12 protein-coding genes and 2 tRNA genes are annotated in these 14,852 nt (G+C 68.4%); 5 read left to right on the top strand and 9 right to left on the bottom strand.

The genetic code is table 11. The annotated features are described in order from the left end of the window. Nucleotides 1–183 precede the first annotated feature (183 nt). Nucleotides 184–260: transfer RNA gene (locus tag ACWTPI_RS12390), tRNA-Arg, on the bottom strand. A 100-nt stretch (nucleotides 261–360) separates the two neighbouring features. Continuing rightward, the gene (locus ACWTPI_RS12395; protein WP_454731775.1) at nucleotides 361–1,578 is read right to left on the bottom strand and encodes a diguanylate cyclase; all 1,218 of its coding nucleotides are present in this window, start codon (nucleotides 1,576–1,578) and stop codon (nucleotides 361–363) included. 406 nt (nucleotides 1,579–1,984) lie between these two features. Here ACWTPI_RS12395 and ACWTPI_RS12400 point away from each other — a divergent pair. The 4 genes from ACWTPI_RS12400 to ACWTPI_RS12415 all read left to right on the top strand — a co-directional run bounded on the left by ACWTPI_RS12400 (nucleotide 1,985) and on the right by ACWTPI_RS12415 (nucleotide 4,966). Next, a tRNA-Pro gene (locus tag ACWTPI_RS12400) sits at nucleotides 1,985–2,061 on the top strand. Between the two features lie 772 nt (nucleotides 2,062–2,833). Continuing rightward, nucleotides 2,834–3,055, top strand: a complete 222-nt coding sequence (gene infA / locus ACWTPI_RS12405) for a translation initiation factor IF-1 (RefSeq protein ID WP_017230249.1) — start codon at nucleotides 2,834–2,836, stop codon at nucleotides 3,053–3,055. Nucleotides 3,056–3,454: 399 nt separating this feature from the next. Then, nucleotides 3,455–3,931 carry a SixA phosphatase family protein gene (locus ACWTPI_RS12410; RefSeq protein ID WP_020202898.1) on the top strand — a complete coding sequence of 159 codons (477 nt, stop codon included), beginning with the start codon at nucleotides 3,455–3,457 and terminating at the stop codon, nucleotides 3,929–3,931. Between the two features lie 180 nt (nucleotides 3,932–4,111). Beyond that, nucleotides 4,112–4,966, top strand: coding sequence for a GNAT family N-acetyltransferase (locus ACWTPI_RS12415; RefSeq protein WP_082079703.1), 855 nt, complete (start codon nucleotides 4,112–4,114; stop codon nucleotides 4,964–4,966). A gap of 103 nt (nucleotides 4,967–5,069) precedes the next feature. Here the strand turns inward: ACWTPI_RS12415 and ppx are convergent, their stop codons facing one another. After that, entirely contained in the window at nucleotides 5,070–6,602 is a 1,533-nt protein-coding gene (ppx, locus tag ACWTPI_RS12420; RefSeq protein WP_029043585.1) for an exopolyphosphatase, read from the bottom strand. Between the two features lie 145 nt (nucleotides 6,603–6,747). Between ppx and ppk1 the strand changes: the two genes are divergently transcribed. Further along, the gene (gene ppk1, locus ACWTPI_RS12425; RefSeq protein ID WP_081651385.1) at nucleotides 6,748–8,871 is read left to right on the top strand and encodes a polyphosphate kinase 1; all 2,124 of its coding nucleotides are present in this window, start codon (nucleotides 6,748–6,750) and stop codon (nucleotides 8,869–8,871) included. A 108-nt stretch (nucleotides 8,872–8,979) separates the two neighbouring features. Here ppk1 and phoR read toward each other — a convergent pair whose 3' ends face one another. The 6 genes from phoR to pstC all read right to left on the bottom strand — a co-directional run bounded on the left by phoR (nucleotide 8,980) and on the right by pstC (nucleotide 14,839). Next, nucleotides 8,980–10,338, bottom strand: coding sequence for a phosphate regulon sensor histidine kinase PhoR (gene phoR, locus ACWTPI_RS12430; protein ID WP_020202894.1), 1,359 nt, complete (start codon nucleotides 10,336–10,338; stop codon nucleotides 8,980–8,982). Between the two features lie 247 nt (nucleotides 10,339–10,585). Then, nucleotides 10,586–11,293, bottom strand: a complete 708-nt coding sequence (phoB, locus tag ACWTPI_RS12435) for a phosphate regulon transcriptional regulator PhoB (protein ID WP_020202893.1) — start codon at nucleotides 11,291–11,293, stop codon at nucleotides 10,586–10,588. Nucleotides 11,294–11,319: 26 nt separating this feature from the next. Continuing rightward, nucleotides 11,320–12,024 carry a phosphate signaling complex protein PhoU gene (gene phoU / locus ACWTPI_RS12440; RefSeq protein ID WP_020202892.1) on the bottom strand — a complete coding sequence of 235 codons (705 nt, stop codon included), beginning with the start codon at nucleotides 12,022–12,024 and terminating at the stop codon, nucleotides 11,320–11,322. A gap of 91 nt (nucleotides 12,025–12,115) precedes the next feature. Then, the gene (gene pstB / locus ACWTPI_RS12445; protein ID WP_020202891.1) at nucleotides 12,116–12,904 is read right to left on the bottom strand and encodes a phosphate ABC transporter ATP-binding protein PstB; all 789 of its coding nucleotides are present in this window, start codon (nucleotides 12,902–12,904) and stop codon (nucleotides 12,116–12,118) included. 73 nt (nucleotides 12,905–12,977) lie between these two features. Then, complete coding sequence (pstA, locus tag ACWTPI_RS12450; protein ID WP_029043584.1) at nucleotides 12,978–13,877, bottom strand: phosphate ABC transporter permease PstA; 900 nt, start codon at nucleotides 13,875–13,877, stop codon at nucleotides 12,978–12,980. Continuing rightward, the gene (gene pstC, locus ACWTPI_RS12455) at nucleotides 13,874–14,839 is read right to left on the bottom strand and encodes a phosphate ABC transporter permease PstC (protein ID WP_029043583.1); all 966 of its coding nucleotides are present in this window, start codon (nucleotides 14,837–14,839) and stop codon (nucleotides 13,874–13,876) included. Before pstC ends, pstA begins: the two co-directional genes overlap by 4 nt. Between the last annotated feature and the right edge of the window lie 13 nt (nucleotides 14,840–14,852).

Consider the following 14,852-nt stretch of genomic DNA (forward strand, 5'->3'; position numbering starts at 1 on the left):
AGTCCACGCCGGCGCGCGGCGCCGGCCAGGACCCGGACGGATGCCGGATGCGCGCGCGATGCCTTCCCGCCGAGGAAACGGCTGGCGCTCGACCATGTTCACCGCATGCGTCATTGATGCCGTGAAGCCGGACGTGGCGGAGCACCTGGAAGTGGAAGACCTACGGAGAGCGGAGAGAGGCAGTGGCCCGCCCTACACGACTCGAACGTGTGACCGCTCGCTTAGAAGGCGAGTGCTCTATCCAACTGAGCTAAGGGCGGATGGCGCGGCCGCGGCGAGCAAGCGCCGGGCCGGCGTGGAGGCCAGCATTCTACCTCAGCGCACGCCCGGCGTGAGCACCGCCATGCGCCCCGGCGCGCGTCAGGAAGCCTGGGAGACGCGGATGCGCGCCGCCGAGCCCAGGCCGGAGGCGCGCTCGGTGGGCTGGGTGGAGACGCAGTTGCGCCCCATCGTCTTGGCGTCGTAGAGCGCGTTGTCGGCGCGGCGCATGAGGCCGTCCGCGCCTTCGCCCGGCAGCCGCTCCGCCATGCCGATGCTGACCGTGTACGAGATCGCGTCCGGCTCCGACGGGCACGGCGTCGCGCGCACCAGCGTGCTCAGGCGCAGGCTCAGCGCGCGCCCCTGCTCGAGCGCGGTGCCGGGCATGGCGATGCCGAATTCCTCGCCGCCCAGGCGCCCGGCGAAATCGCCGCTGCGCACGGTCTTGCGCAGCAGGCCGCCGAAGTGGCGCAGCACGCTGTCGCCGGCGAGATGCCCGTAGAGATCGTTGATGGCCTTGAAATGATCGAGGTCGATGAAGGCGACCGTAAGCGGCTGGTGCAGCCGCTCCGCTTCCTGGCAGGCTTCCTCCAGCGTCGCCCAGTAGGGGCCGCGCGACAGCACGTCGGTCAGGTCGTCATAGCTGGCGCGGCGCTCGAGCCGGCGGCGCAGGCGGTCGTGCGCCATCAGCGCGAAGCTGACTGACAGGCTGACGATGCCGAAAGCATGCAGGATGGTGAAGGTCTCCTGCGGCACCTGCCTGGGCAGCGCCAGCAGCCCGGCCGGCACCAGCGTCAGCTCGGCGGCCTGGTAGAAACCCATGCCCGCGCATGCCAGCGCGATCAGGCCGAGCGACAGCGCGGCCAGGCGGCCGGTGCCGCGGCGCGCGGGCACCTGCGGCGCCACCACGCGCAGCAAGGCCAGCGGCAGATAGAGATTGGCCAGCGCGGACAGCAGCGCGGGGCCGGCCGGCGGCGCGCCGGACAGCTCGAAATAGACCGTGCCGCCCAGCACCACGAGATTCAGCATGCACAGCGAGGCCGCGGCCCCGCTGCGGTCGTAGAAGCGGCGCGTGCCGTACACCATCAGCGAGAGCGCCGCCGTCATCAGCACGTCGGCCAGGCCGAGCACCGGCCAGCCCGGCAGGTAGCCCTGCGCGGCCAGCAGCGCGGCGGCGGCCGTCACCAGCAATTCACCGGCCACCCACGCGCTCAGCCCGGCACGGCCCATGCCCGGCGTGCGCCGCAATACGGCGAAGACGACCGCCATCTGCAGCCCGAATACGGCTGCGACCAGCACACTGACCTGCGACTGAAACATGATTTCCCCGTCCAACTGGCAGGCGGCGCTACGTCGCGCCGCCATGCGCCTCCCGGGACCCGCAGCCCGGAAGGTTTGCGCCATTCTTTTTGCACATCGGCCGCCTTCCTTGCGCCCCGGCGGTCTGGGGCAGGCCCCGCTATCGTGGCGGGGCGCTCTTGTGGTCGTTGCTGCGGCCCTGTTTTCATGGCCGCGGGCCGCCGGCGGCCCGCCCGCCCTGCGCCTGACCGGGCGCGGGAGCGTGGCTGCCGGGGTGTGCGGATTATGTCAGCGCTCGCGCTCAAGTCAAGCGGACCCGATCCCTTCCGATGGCGGCGGCAGCCGCGCCGGCGGTGCCGGGCAGCCTGCCCGGCAAGCCAAACAAAGTTTGACCCCCGCCCCCGCGCCGGGCTACAATTCGCCGCTTCGGGGCGTAGCGCAGCCTGGTAGCGCATCTGATTTGGGATCAGAGGGTCGCATGTTCGAATCATGTCGCCCCGACCAGTATTTGGCAATGAGATCAAAGGCTTAGACCATCGGGTCTAAGCCTTTTTTTCGCGCGTTTTTTCGTGCGCCGCGCGCCGCGAGCAGGCGCTGGAAGATGAGGCACGCGCCACTTTCGTGCAGCCGCCACAGCCTTCGCCGCACCGCAACAATGCACCGCCGCGGCAAACGCGCGGGATGCCTTGCCCCGCACAAGGACCGCCGCCGGGTCCGGACACGGCCAGGCGCCGCCCGGGTCACTCCGCGGCCTGCCTTCCGTCCTCCCGCATGCTTTCCGGCCCCGCCCGCACCGGCCACGCAAGTGCCGGCGCGCCGGCATGCTGGCGCGCCTGCCGGGCCCGCTCATGGTACAATCGCGCGTTAGCCCGGGGTGAATGCAGCATGCCCTGTAACCGGGCGCCCCTGCCGGATGCCGCTTTGCAGCACGCTTTGCGGCGCAGTGCCGGCGAGCCACCGGAAGCATCCTGCCCTCGCATCGCTCCGCGCCCACCACGGTAGCACGGCCGCCTTGGCACGCGGCCGCAACCGGCAAGGCAATCGGCCGGGCTCTGACGCGCCCCCTGGCGATTCCCTAACGTGGACCTCATTGCACGCGCAGTTGCCGTGCCGGTCCGGGTCAGCTTGCCTCTTCGCAACCTTCGGCGCACCCAAGCAAGCCGGCGCTTGTCACTGCCGGCACCCGGACCTTGCGGAAACGCCGGCGGCAAGCCGGCACCCGCCTCACCGGATTTACCGACATTCATGCAGCCCCGGCTGCAGTAAAGGAAAGAGATTGGCTAAGGAAGAACTGATTGAATTTGGCGGTGTTGTCTCGGAAGCCCTGCCCGACAACCGTTACCGCGTCACGCTGGAAAACGGCGTGGAGATCTGGGCCTATGCGTCGGGCAAGATGCAGAAGCACCGCATCCGCATCCTGGCCGGCGACCGCGTGACGCTGGAAATGTCGCCCTACGACCTGACCAAGGGCCGCATCAACTTCCGCCACAAGGCCTGATGCTCTGCGGCGCCCGCCGCCACGGCGGACGCCGCGCCTGACCGCTTCCCGAGGGCGCCGCCCGGCGCGGCCCTGCCCCGGAGCGGCGTCGTGCCGCCGCGGCCCGAATGTGCGTTCCCGCACAGACCGGCTTCGGCGGCGGCGTCATATCCACGCATCCGACATCCGCGCGTCCCCCTCCCCCGCATTCCCGCACGACTGCTCCGCCCGCCGCGCTGCCGCGCCTCCGCGCATGTCCCGCCGGTCACATGGCCGTCATGCCGGCATGCAACGCTCGGGCGCATCCGACGGGTGTTTGCCCGCCTTGCGCGCCGCGGCGCGCGTCGCCATACTCCTCGTGCCGTCCGCTCCGTTGCCGACCTCGCCCCGCCACCCCATCCCGCGATTTTCCCCGCTGCCATGAACCTGATCCTGTGGCGCCACGCCGAAGCCGAGGAACTGCCCGCCGCGCTCGGCCTGACCCGCAATGCCGACCTGCAGCGCCCGCTGACGCGGCGCGGCCACAAGCAGGCCGATGCGTCCGCCGCATGGCTGCGCGCGCATCTGCCGCCCGGCGCGCGCGTGGTGTGCAGCCCCGCGCTGCGCACGCGCGAAACCGCCGCCGCGCTGCGCGAGAACGCCGAAGTGCTGCCCGACCTCGCGCCCGGCGCGGACGTCAGCGCGGTGCTGGCCGCCATCGACTGGCCGCAGGGCGCCGAGCACACCGTGGTGGTCGGCCACCAGCCCTGGCTCGGGCGCCTCGCCAGCCTGCTGCTGGCGGGCTCCGAGATCAACTGGAGCGTGCGCAAGAGCGGCATCTGGTGGCTGTCCGGCCGCACCCGCGAAAGCGAATCGCAGGTCGTGCTGCGGGCCGTGATCAACCCCGAATTCCTCTAGCGCCAACGCCGCGCGCCGGAGCCCCCGGCGGCGGCGCCAGTGCCATCCGGGCAACACTGCCGTTGCAGAGGTGGCGCGCGCCGTTGTACAGTCACCGAACCGTCATGACCGCTTCACGGCACTGTCACCTGCCGTATCTACATTCGGTTGCAACAGTTTCGTCACCTAAAGGACATACTGATGCGAGATCTCCCGACGCCCACCCAGCCGTTGTTCGATTCCCTGCCCAATGGCCAAGCCGGCCATTCGGCGCGGAGGCGTCTTCATCGCCCGCCACCTGCGCAAGCACATGCCCAAGCGCATGAACAGCCTGCTTTCAGCGTGGCGTGGGCGCGCCACCAGGATGAAGTAGTCGAGGCCCAGCGCCTGCGCTACAAGGTCTTCGCCGAGGAAATGGGCGCGCGGCTGAACCCGTCCGCGCACGAACTCGACGTGGACATGTTCGATGCCTATTGCGACCACCTGATCGTGCGCGACCTCGCCACGCTCAAGGTCGTCGGCACCTACCGCGTGATGGCGCCGCACCAGGCCAAGCGCATCGGCTGCCTGTACGCCGAGTCGGAATTCGACCTCGTGCGCCTGGCCCACCTGAAGCCCAAGATGGTCGAACTGGGCCGCTCGTGCGTGCACCGCGACTACCGCTCGGGCAGCGTCATCATGGCGCTGTGGGGCGGCCTGGGCGAGTACCTGCAGCGCTGGGGCATCGAGTCGATGCTGGGCTGCGCCAGCGTGCCGATGAGCGACGGCGGCCACTATGCGGCCAGCCTGTACCGCGTGTTCGCCGAACGCGCGCTGGCACCGATCGAATACCACGCCTTCCCGCGCCTGCCGCTGCCGATCGACGAGCTGAACCAGACGCTCGACGTGGAGCCGCCCGCGCTCATCAAGGGCTACCTGCGCCTCGGCGCCCGCATCTGCGGCATGCCGGCCTGGGACCCCGACTTCAACGTGGCGGACTTCCTCACGCTGCTGCGCGTCAACGACATGAACCCGCGCTACGCGCGCCACTTCCTCGGCCTGAACCGCGGCGTCTGAGCACCGCGCGCGGCGCAGCACGGACGGCCGCCGTTCGCGCGGGCCGGGCCAGCGGTGGCCGCGGGCGGGGCGCTCCTGCCCTCCCGCCTTCGCCATGCGCCGTTCAGGCGTACACCACCTTGTAGCGCTTGCCGATGCGCTCCCACTCGTCGGCCTCCTGCGCCAGGCTGTATTCGACCAGCGGATTGGCTTCGATCCAGGCCTTGGGCAGGCGCACCTCGAAACCGTCGTCGAGCGCGTCCGAGCGCTGGCCCACGGTGATGTCCGGCAGCGGCTCGTCGGCGCGGCGCCGGCACAGCACGAAGGCCAGCCGCAGGCTGAACAGCATGCGCCAGTCCACGAACTTGCCGCTGCCCGACAGCTTGCCCAGCTTGCCGGCATGGCCGAGCAGCAGCGTGGCCAGCCGCGCCTGGTCGGTCTTCGAGAAGCCCGGCATGTCGGCATGGGTGGCGATGTAGGCCGAGTGCTTGTGATAGCCGCTGTGCGAGATGCTCATGCCGATCTCGTGCAGGCCGGCGGCCCAGCCCAATAGCGCGAGGTTGTCGTCGCGCCGCTCGTGGCGCGGCTCCGGGAACTGCGCCAGCAGCCCCAGCGCGGCCTGCTGCACGCGCAGCGCCTGCGCGCGGTCGACGCCGTAGCGCCGCATGAACTGGTCCACCGTGATGGTGCGCATGTCCTCGTGGTGCGTGCGCCCCAGCAGGTCGTACAGCACGCCCAGGCGCAGCGCGCCGTCGGTGACGTCCATGCGCTCGATGTCCAGCTCGGCGAACACGCCGAGCATGATCGACAGGCCGCCCGGCAGCACCGGGATGCGGTCCGCCTTGAGCCCCACCAGCTTGACGCGGTTGGCGTTCTCCGCCTTGACCAGCGCGCGCTTCAGGCGCTCCAGGCCCTCGCGCGTGATGCCGTGCTCGGCCGGGTTGTCGTTCATGCCATTGAGCTCGATCAGCTCGGCCAGCGCGCGCGCGGTGCCCGACGAGCCCACCGCCTGCTGCCAGCCGGCGGCGCGGTACTGGCGCACCAGCACCTGGATCTCGCGGCGCGCGGCCAGCTCGGCCTGCTTCATCGCGTATTCGTCGACGTTGCCGCTCGGGAAGAACTGCCGGCTGTGCGAGACGCAGCCGATGTAGAGGCTCTCCATCAGCTTGGACGAGTAGCCGTTGCCGATGATGAACTCGGTCGAGCCGCCGCCGATGTCCACCACCAGCCGGTTGCCGGTGCAGGCCGGCGCGTCGTGCGAGGCGCCCAGGTAGATCAGCCGCGCTTCCTCGCGCCCGGCGATCACCTCGATCGGAAAGCCGAGCGCGTTCTCCGCCTCGATCAGGAACTCCGAGGCGTTCTTGGCCACGCGCAGGGTGTTGGTGGCCACCGCGCGCACGTGGTCGGCGGAGAAGTCGCGCAGGCGGTCGCCGAAGCGCCGCAGGGCATCGATGCCGCGCCGGCGGGCCGGCTGGTCGAGGTACTTGTCGGGCGTCAGACCCGCCGCCAGGCGCACCGGCTCGCGCAGGGCGTCGACCTGGAAGATCTGGCTCGCCGTGCCGGACGCGGTCTGGCTTTCGTCGACCCGGCCGATCATCAGGCGGAAGCTGTTGGAGCCCATGTCGACGGCGGCCAGCAAGCGTGGGTTTTGGTTCATCGCGGTAGGGAAATCTGGATAGCGGCCGCACGGCGCGGCACAGTTAGCAGTGTCACGGGACGCCATGCGCCCGGGAACAGAAAATATGTCTTTATCGTGTCGACATCATGACAAAATCACTTTGTCATCAATCTGACACGATTCTATGAAAAAGTCGCCGCATCACCATAAGAAGGTCATGCCAATGTCGACTAGCCCCCCCGGCGCGCTGCTCAATCGCGAGCTGGGCCTCCTGGAATTCAATTCGCGCGTGATGGCGCAGGCCGCTGACCCCAAGGTACCGCTGCTGGAGCGGCTCAAGTTCATCTGCATCGTTTCAAGCAATCTGGACGAGTTCTTCGAGATCCGCATGGCCGGGCTCAAGGAACAGATGCGCGACAATCCGTCCGGCATCACGCCCGACGGCCTCTCGCTGCAGCAGGCCTACCAGCTCGTCACCGAGCGCATGCAGAAACTCGTGGCCTCGCAGTATGACATGCTGCAGAACGTGATTTTCCCCCTCCTGGAGAAGGAGGGCGTGTTCTTCCACCTGACCTCGACCTGGAACGACGCGCAGCGCGAATGGGCGCGCAGCTTCTTCCTGCGCGAGCTGGGCCCGGTGCTCACGCCGATCGCGCTCGATCCGGCCCATCCGTTCCCGCGCGTGCTCAACAAGAGCCTGAACTTCGTGGTCGAGCTCTCGGGCAAGGACGCCTTCGGCCGCGAGGCCGACCTCGCCATCGTGCAGGCCCCGCGCGCGCTGCCGCGCATGGTGCGCATGCCCGAGGAGCTGTCCGGCTTCCCCTACGGCTTCGTGCTGCTGTCGTCGTTCATGCAGGGCTTCGTGCACGAGCTGTTCCCCGCCATCCAGGTCAACGGCTGCTACCAGTTCCGCGTGACCCGCAACTCCGACCTGTTCGTCTCCGAGGACGACATCACCGACCTGCGCGAAGCGCTGCAGGGCGAGCTGCCGGCGCGCCATTTCGGCGACACCGTGCGCCTGGAGATTTCCTCCGACACGCCGCCGGCGATCGCGCGCCGCCTGCTGCTCGAATCGGGGCTCGGCGAGCAGGACGTCTACCGCGTGAGCGGCCCGGTCAACCTGGTGCGGCTCATGCAGATCCCCGACCTGGTGGACCGCCCTGCCCTCAAGTTCCCGCCGCACGTGCCCGCGCCGGTCAAGGTGTTCACGCCGGGCGTGCCGATGTTCGACGCGATCCGCCAGCAGGACGTGCTGCTGCACCATCCCTACGAGAGTTTCAGCTCGGTGCTGGACCTGCTGCAGCAGGCCGCGGTCGATCCCGCCGTGGTGGCCATCAAGCAGACCGTCTACCGCACCGGCAACGAGTCGCCGGTGATGGAGGCGCTGATGACCGCGGCGCGCAACGGCAAGGAAGTCACGGTGGTGGTGGAGCTGCTGGCGCGCTTCGACGAAGAGACCAACATCAACTGGGCCGAGCGGCTCGAATCGGCCGGCGCCCACGTGGTCTACGGCGTGGTGGGCCACAAGTGCCACGCCAAGATGCTGCTGATCGTGCGGCGCGAGCTGACCGGCGCCAAGAGCAAGCAGTTCAAGCTGCGCCGCTACGCCCACCTCGGCACCGGCAACTACCATCCGCGCACCGCCCGGCTGTACACCGACTTCGGCCTGCTGACTGCCAACGAGGAAATCTGCGAGGACGTGCAGCACGTGTTCCAGCTGCTCACCGGCACCGCCGGCACGATCCGCCTGAACCACCTGTGGCAGTCGCCGTTCACCATGCACAGCAACCTGGTGGAGCACATCCGCGCCGAGGCCCGCAACGCCCGCGCCGGCAAGCGCGCGCGCATCATCGCCAAGATGAACGCGCTGCTCGAGCCGTCCATCATCGACGAGCTCTACAAGGCCTCGCGCGCGGGCGTGAAGATCGACCTGATCGTGCGCGGCGTATGCGCGCTGCGGCCCGGCGTGCCGGGCATGTCGGAGAACATCTCGGTGCGCTCCATCGTCGGGCGCTTCCTCGAGCATCACCGCGTCTACTACTTCCTGGCCGACGGCGCCGAAGTGACCTACCTGTCCAGCGCGGACTGGATGGACCGCAACCTGTTCCGCCGCGTGGAAGTGGCGTTCCCGGTGCTGGACAAGGCCCTCAAGGCGCGCGTGATCAAGGAAAGCCTGCGCGTGCACCTGGAAGACAACGCCTCGGCCTGGGTCATGCAGTCCGACGGCACCTACCTGCGCAAGCACACCAAGTCCAGGCAGCCGCACGTCAGCCAGAACGACCTGCTGGCGATGTTCGCCGCGGCCTGACGCCGGCGGCGGAATACCGCACGCAAGTCACCCGCGGCACGCCCGGCGTGCCGCGGTGGCCGCGCGCCGGAGGCCGGCATGTCCGGTCCCGGCGCGCGGCCTTGCCGTTCAGGCGGCCTTCTGCGGCGGCTGGCGCGAATGATCGGGCTGCGGGTGCGCGGCGGGAACCGGCGCGTGGCCGCTGCGGTCGGGCGGGAACACCACGCGGAACACGCTGCCGCGCCCCACTTCGCTGGTGATGCGCAGGTCGGCATGGTGGCGCGACAGCACGTGCTTGACGATCGCCAGCCCGAGGCCCGTGCCGCCGGTGTCGCGCGAGCGGCTGCGGTCGACGCGGTAGAACCGCTCGGTCAGGCGCGGGATGTGGTCGGCGGCGATGCCCAGGCCGGTATCGCTGACCGCGAAGATGGCGTGCTCGTTCTCGTAGCTCAACCTGATGCCGATGCGCCCGCCGTCCGGCGTGTAGCGCACCGCGTTCGAGACCAGGTTGCCGAACGCGGAGAACAGCTCGGTCTCGGCGCCGCGGATCTGCACCTCGGGGTCGATGTCCGCGCTGAGCTGGTGGCGCCCCTGCGACAGCGCCTCGGCATCGTGCACGAGGTGGGCCGCCATGCTGGCCATGTCGACGCGGTCGTAGCTCGGCGGCAGCGCGTCGCTCTCGAGCTTGGCCAGCACCAGCAGGTCCTCGACCAGATGCTGCATGCGCATCGACTGCACCAGCATCATGTCCAGGTAGCGGTTGCGGTCCTGCTCCGACACCGGCAGGTCACGCACGGTTTCCAGGAAGCCGGTCAGCACCGTCAGCGGCGTCTTCAGCTCGTGCGAGACGTTGGCGACGAAGTCGCGCCGCATGGCCTCGGTGTTCTCCAGCTTGGTGATGTCGTTGGTCAGCACCAGCTTGCGGTTCTCGCCGTAGGGCAGGATCTGCACGGCGATCACGCTGCGCTTGTGCTCGCCGAGGTCGCGCATCAGCAGCGGATCGTCGAAGCGCTGCAGCGTCAGGTACTGCACGAACTCGGGGCGGCGGATCAGGTGGGTGATGCGCTGGCGCACGTCGCGCCGCGCGTTGAGGCCGAAATGCTGCTCGGCCACGTCGTTGCACCACTCGATCTGGTCGGCGTCGTCGAGCATCAGCACGCCGTTGGGCGAGGCCTGGATGGCCTGGATGAAGCGCGTGTGCTGCTGCTCCACCTGCAGCACCTGCATGCGCCAGCGCTTGACCAGGCGGTGCAGGCGGTAATACACCTCGCCCCACAGCCCGAGCGCGCTCGGGATCTCGCCGTAGGCCGGCGCGTCCAGCACCCGCCACAGGCGGTTGATCTGGTACAGGTAGTACAGCAGCTGGCCGAGCAGCGCGGCGCACAGGAACGACAGCGCCGACACCGGGCCGGACAGGAAATACAGCCCGGCGGATGCCAGGCCGAGGACGATCAGGATGGCCGCCGAGCGGGCCCAGATGACGTTCATGAAGAAGGGGGAAGGTCAGGCAGGCCGCAGGCCCGCGCGCGATGCGGTGGAGTGTGCCACGAAATCGGCAACAGGCGCATGACAGGCGGGTGAAGCGGGGGTGACAGGGCTGGCTGGACGCGCGGCGCGCGCGGGTCCGCCGGAGAGCCGGCTGGCGGCGCGCCGGCCGCGGCACCGGCGGCACCGGCGGCTAGGGCGACTGCGGCGGCCCCGCCGCCACGCCGGCGCCGGCACGGCCGGCCCGGGTTCAGTGGCTCGGGCCGCGCGCCAGGCGATAGCCGCTGCCGCGTACCGTCTCGATCATATTGCTGTAGCCGCCGGGCGTCAGGGCCGCGCGCAGGCGCTTGATGTGCACGTCCACGGTCCGTTCCTCGACGAACACGTGGTCGCCCCACACCTGGTCCAGCAGTTGCGAGCGGCTGTGCACGCGCTCGGGATGCGTCATCAGGAAGTGCAGCAGGCGGAACTCGGTGGGGCCGAGGTCGAGCTTGAGCAGGCCCGACTCGTCGTGGCCGGTGACGCGGTGCGTGGCCGGGTCCAGGCGCAGGCCGTTGATGGCGACCACATCGTCGGTGAGCTGCGGCGCGCGGCGGCGCAACACCGCCTTGATGCGCGCCAGCAGTTCCTTGGGCGAGAACGGCTTGGTGACATAGTCGTCGGCGCCGGCCTCGAGCCCCATCACCTTGTCCTGCTCCTCGCTGCGCGCGGTGAGCATGATGATCGGGATCTGCTTGGTGCGGTCGTTGTTGCGCAGTTCCTTCGCGAAGGTTGCCCCCGACTTGCCCGGAAGCATCCAGTCGAGCAGGACCAGGTCGGGCAGCACGTCGCTCATCAGCGACAGTGCCTGCTCCGCGTTGTAGGCCCGGATCGGATAGTGTCCAGCGTGTTGCAGGTTGACCGCGATCAGTTCCGCGATCGCCGGTTCGTCTTCGACGACAAGAATGCTGCTTGGCATGTATTTTCTCTCCGCTATGGCGCCCGTCAACTCAGCGCTTCGCGCTCCATGTCCTCACGCGAGGCGTGGCGCACGTCGGTGCCCTTGACGATGTAGATGATGAACTCGGCGATATTCTTGGCATGGTCGCCGATGCGCTCGATCGCCTTGGCGATGAAGAGGAAATCCAGCGCGACCGAGATGGTGCGCGGGTCTTCCATCATGTAGGTGATGAGCTTGCGCACGAAGGCCCGGAATTCGTCGTCGATGGCCTTGTCGTCCTTGACGATGCGGGCGGCGGCCACGGTGTCCAGGCGCGCGAAGGCGTCCAGCGCCTGGCGCAGCAGCGCGATGGCCAGGTCGCCCGAGAGCTTCACCTCGGAATAGTTGATCTGGTGCGCGCCGGCGTCTTCCATGATGTGCTTGGTGCGCTTGGCGATCTTCTCGGCCTCGTCGCCCGCGCGCTCGAGGTTGGTGATGGTCTTGGAGATCGCCATCACCAGGCGCAGGTCGCGCGCGGTGGGCTGGCGGCGCGCGATGATGTTGCCGCAGTCGGCGTCGATCTCGAGCTCCAGCGCGTTGAGGCGCTGCTCGCGCTCCACCACCTGGTCGGCGAGCGCGCCGTCGAATTCGGAAAGCGCCCGCATGGCGGTCTCGATCTGCGATTCGACCAGCCCGCCCATCTGCAGCAGCTTCGTGCTGATGGCGTTGAGGTCGGCGTCGAATTGGGTCGACAGATGCTTGTCAGACATGTTGTTCTCCTGGCCTCTGGTCCTGCAAGTGTTCCGCAAATTCCACTGATGCCGTTGTTCGTATGCTGTGCATTATGCGCGCAGCGCTCAATCAGCCGAAGCGGCCGGTGATGTAGTCTTCCGTTTCCTTGCGGTGCGGCTTGATGAAGATCTTCTCGGTCTCGCCGAACTCGATCAGCTCGCCCAGGTACATGTACGCGGTGTAGTCCGAGCAGCGCGCCGCCTGCTGCATGTTGTGCGTGACGATGACCACGGTGTAGTCGTCCTTCAGCTCGGCGATCAGCTCTTCGATGCGGCCGGTCGAGATCGGGTCCAGCGCCGAGCACGGTTCGTCGAGCAGCAGCACCTCGGGGCGGATGGCGATGCCGCGCGCGATGCACAGGCGCTGCTGCTGGCCGCCCGACAGGCCGTAGCCCGACTGGTTGAGCTTGTCCTTGACTTCGTTCCACAGCGCGGCCTTGGACAGCGCCCACTCCACGCGGTCGTCCATCTCCGAGCGCGACAGCTTCTCGAACAGGCGCACGCCGAAGGCGATGTTGTCGTAGATCGACATCGGGAACGGCGTGGGCTTCTGGAACACCATGCCGACCTTGGCGCGCAGCAGGGCGATGTCCTGCTTGGCGGTCAGCAGGTTGTCGCCGTCCATGTTGATCTCGCCCTCGGCACGCTGCTCCGGATAGAGCGCGTACATCTTGTTGAAGGTGCGCAGCAGCGTCGACTTGCCGCAGCCGGACGGGCCGATGAAGGCCGTCACCTTGCGTTCGGGGATCGACATGTTGACGTTCTTCAGCGCATGGAACTGGCCGTAGTAGAAGTTCAGGTTGCGCACGTCGATCTTGGCGCGGGTCGTATCGGGAATGTCGATGACGGTCGAGGTCATGCTCGTCTCTCGCAGGAAATTTTCGGTTTGCCGGTTCGGGCGTCTATGCAACAAGGGCGATATGGGCCGCCGGTCACTTCTTGAACAGCATGCGCGCGACGATGTTGAGCGCCAGCACGCCGATGGTGATCAGGAACACGCCGGCCCACGCCAGTTGCTGCCACTCCACGAACGGGCTCATGGCAAAGCGGAAGATCGTCACCGGCAGGTTGGCCACCGGCTTGTTCAGGTCGCTGGTCCAGAACTGGTTGGACAAGGCCGTAAACAGCAGCGGCGCGGTCTCGCCGGCGATGCGCGCCACCGCCAGCAGCACGCCGGTGACGATGCCCGCGTAGGACGACTTCACCGTGATCGACAGCACCATCTTCCACTTGGGCGTGCCCAGGGCGAAGGCGGCCTCGCGCAGCGCGTTGGGCACCAGGTTCAGCATGTTCTCGGTGGTGCGCACCACGATCGGCACCTGCAGCAGCGCCAGCGCGCACACCCCCGCCCAGCCGGAGAAATGGCCCATGCGGGTCACCACCAGCGCGTAGACGAACAGGCCGATCACGATCGACGGCGCCGACAGCAGGATGTCGTTGATGAAGCGGATGAAACTGGCCAGCGGCGACTTCTTGCCGTACTCGGCCAGGTAGATGCCGGCCAGGATGCCCAGCGGCGTGCCGATCAGCGTGGCCACCCCGACCATCACGAAGCTGCCGTAGATGGCGTTGGCCAGGCCGCCGCCGGCGGTGTTCGGCGCCGGCGTCATCTGCGTGAACAGGTCGAGCGACATGCCGCCCACGCCCAGCGTGATGGTGGTCCAGAGGATCCACGCCAGCCAGAACAGGCCGAAGCCCATCGCGCCCAGCGACGCGGCCAGCGCATAGACGTTGGTGCGGCGGCGGCGCGCCTGCAGGCGCGTGCGCACGGCATCCGCGTCCTGGCTCACGGCCGGCATCGACGAAGAAGTGGACATCGAGGCTTGGCTCATTTTGCGCCCTCGCTCTTGGCCAGGCGCAGCAGCAGGATCTTGGACAGCGCGAGGACCACGAAAGTGATGAAGAACAGGATCAGGCCGAGCTCCATCAGCGCGGCCGTGTGCAGGCCGGCGCCGGCTTCGGCGAATTCATTGGCGAGTGCCGAGGTGATGCTGTTGCCCGGCGAGAACAGCGACGGGCTGTCCAGCAGGTTGGTATTGCCGATCACGAACGTGACCGCCATGGTCTCGCCCAGCGCGCGGCCCAGGCCCAGCATCACGCCGCCGATCACGCCGGCGCGGGTGTAGGGCAGCACGACGCGCCACATCACTTCCCACGTGGTGCAGCCCACGCCGTAGGCCGATTCCTTGAGCAGCACCGGCGTCACTTCGAACACGTCGCGCATCACCGAGGCGATGTACGGAATGATCATGATGGCCAGGATCACGCCCGCGCACAGCAGGCCGATGCCCAGCGGCGCGCCCTGGAACAGCTTGCCGATCAGCGGCAGCTGCCCCACGGTGGCGGCCAGCGGCTTCTGGAAGTATTCGCCGAAGATCGGCGCGAACACCAGCAGGCCCCACATGCCGTAGACGATCGAGGGCACCGCGGCCAGCAGCTCGATGGCGGTGCCGAGCGGGCGGCGCAGCCAGGCCGGCGACAGCTCGGTGAGGAACAGCGCGATGCCGAAGCTGATGGGCACCGCAATGATCAGGGCGATCAGCGACGTGACGAGGGTGCCGTAGATCGGCACCAGCGCGCCGTAGACGTCCGCGGGTGGATCCCACTCGGCGGTCCACAGGAAGCGCAGGCCGAAGGTCTGGATCGACGGCCAGGCGCTGATCGCGAGCGATACGATGATGCCGCCGAGCAGCAGCAGGGTCACGATGGCGGCGCCGCGCGTCAGGCCACCGAACAGGATGTCACCGGTGCGGCTGGGGGGCCGCACTGCGGATAGATCGGATGTAGTCGCCATGATGTGATATTGG

Source organism: Cupriavidus ulmosensis, assembly GCF_977008105.1.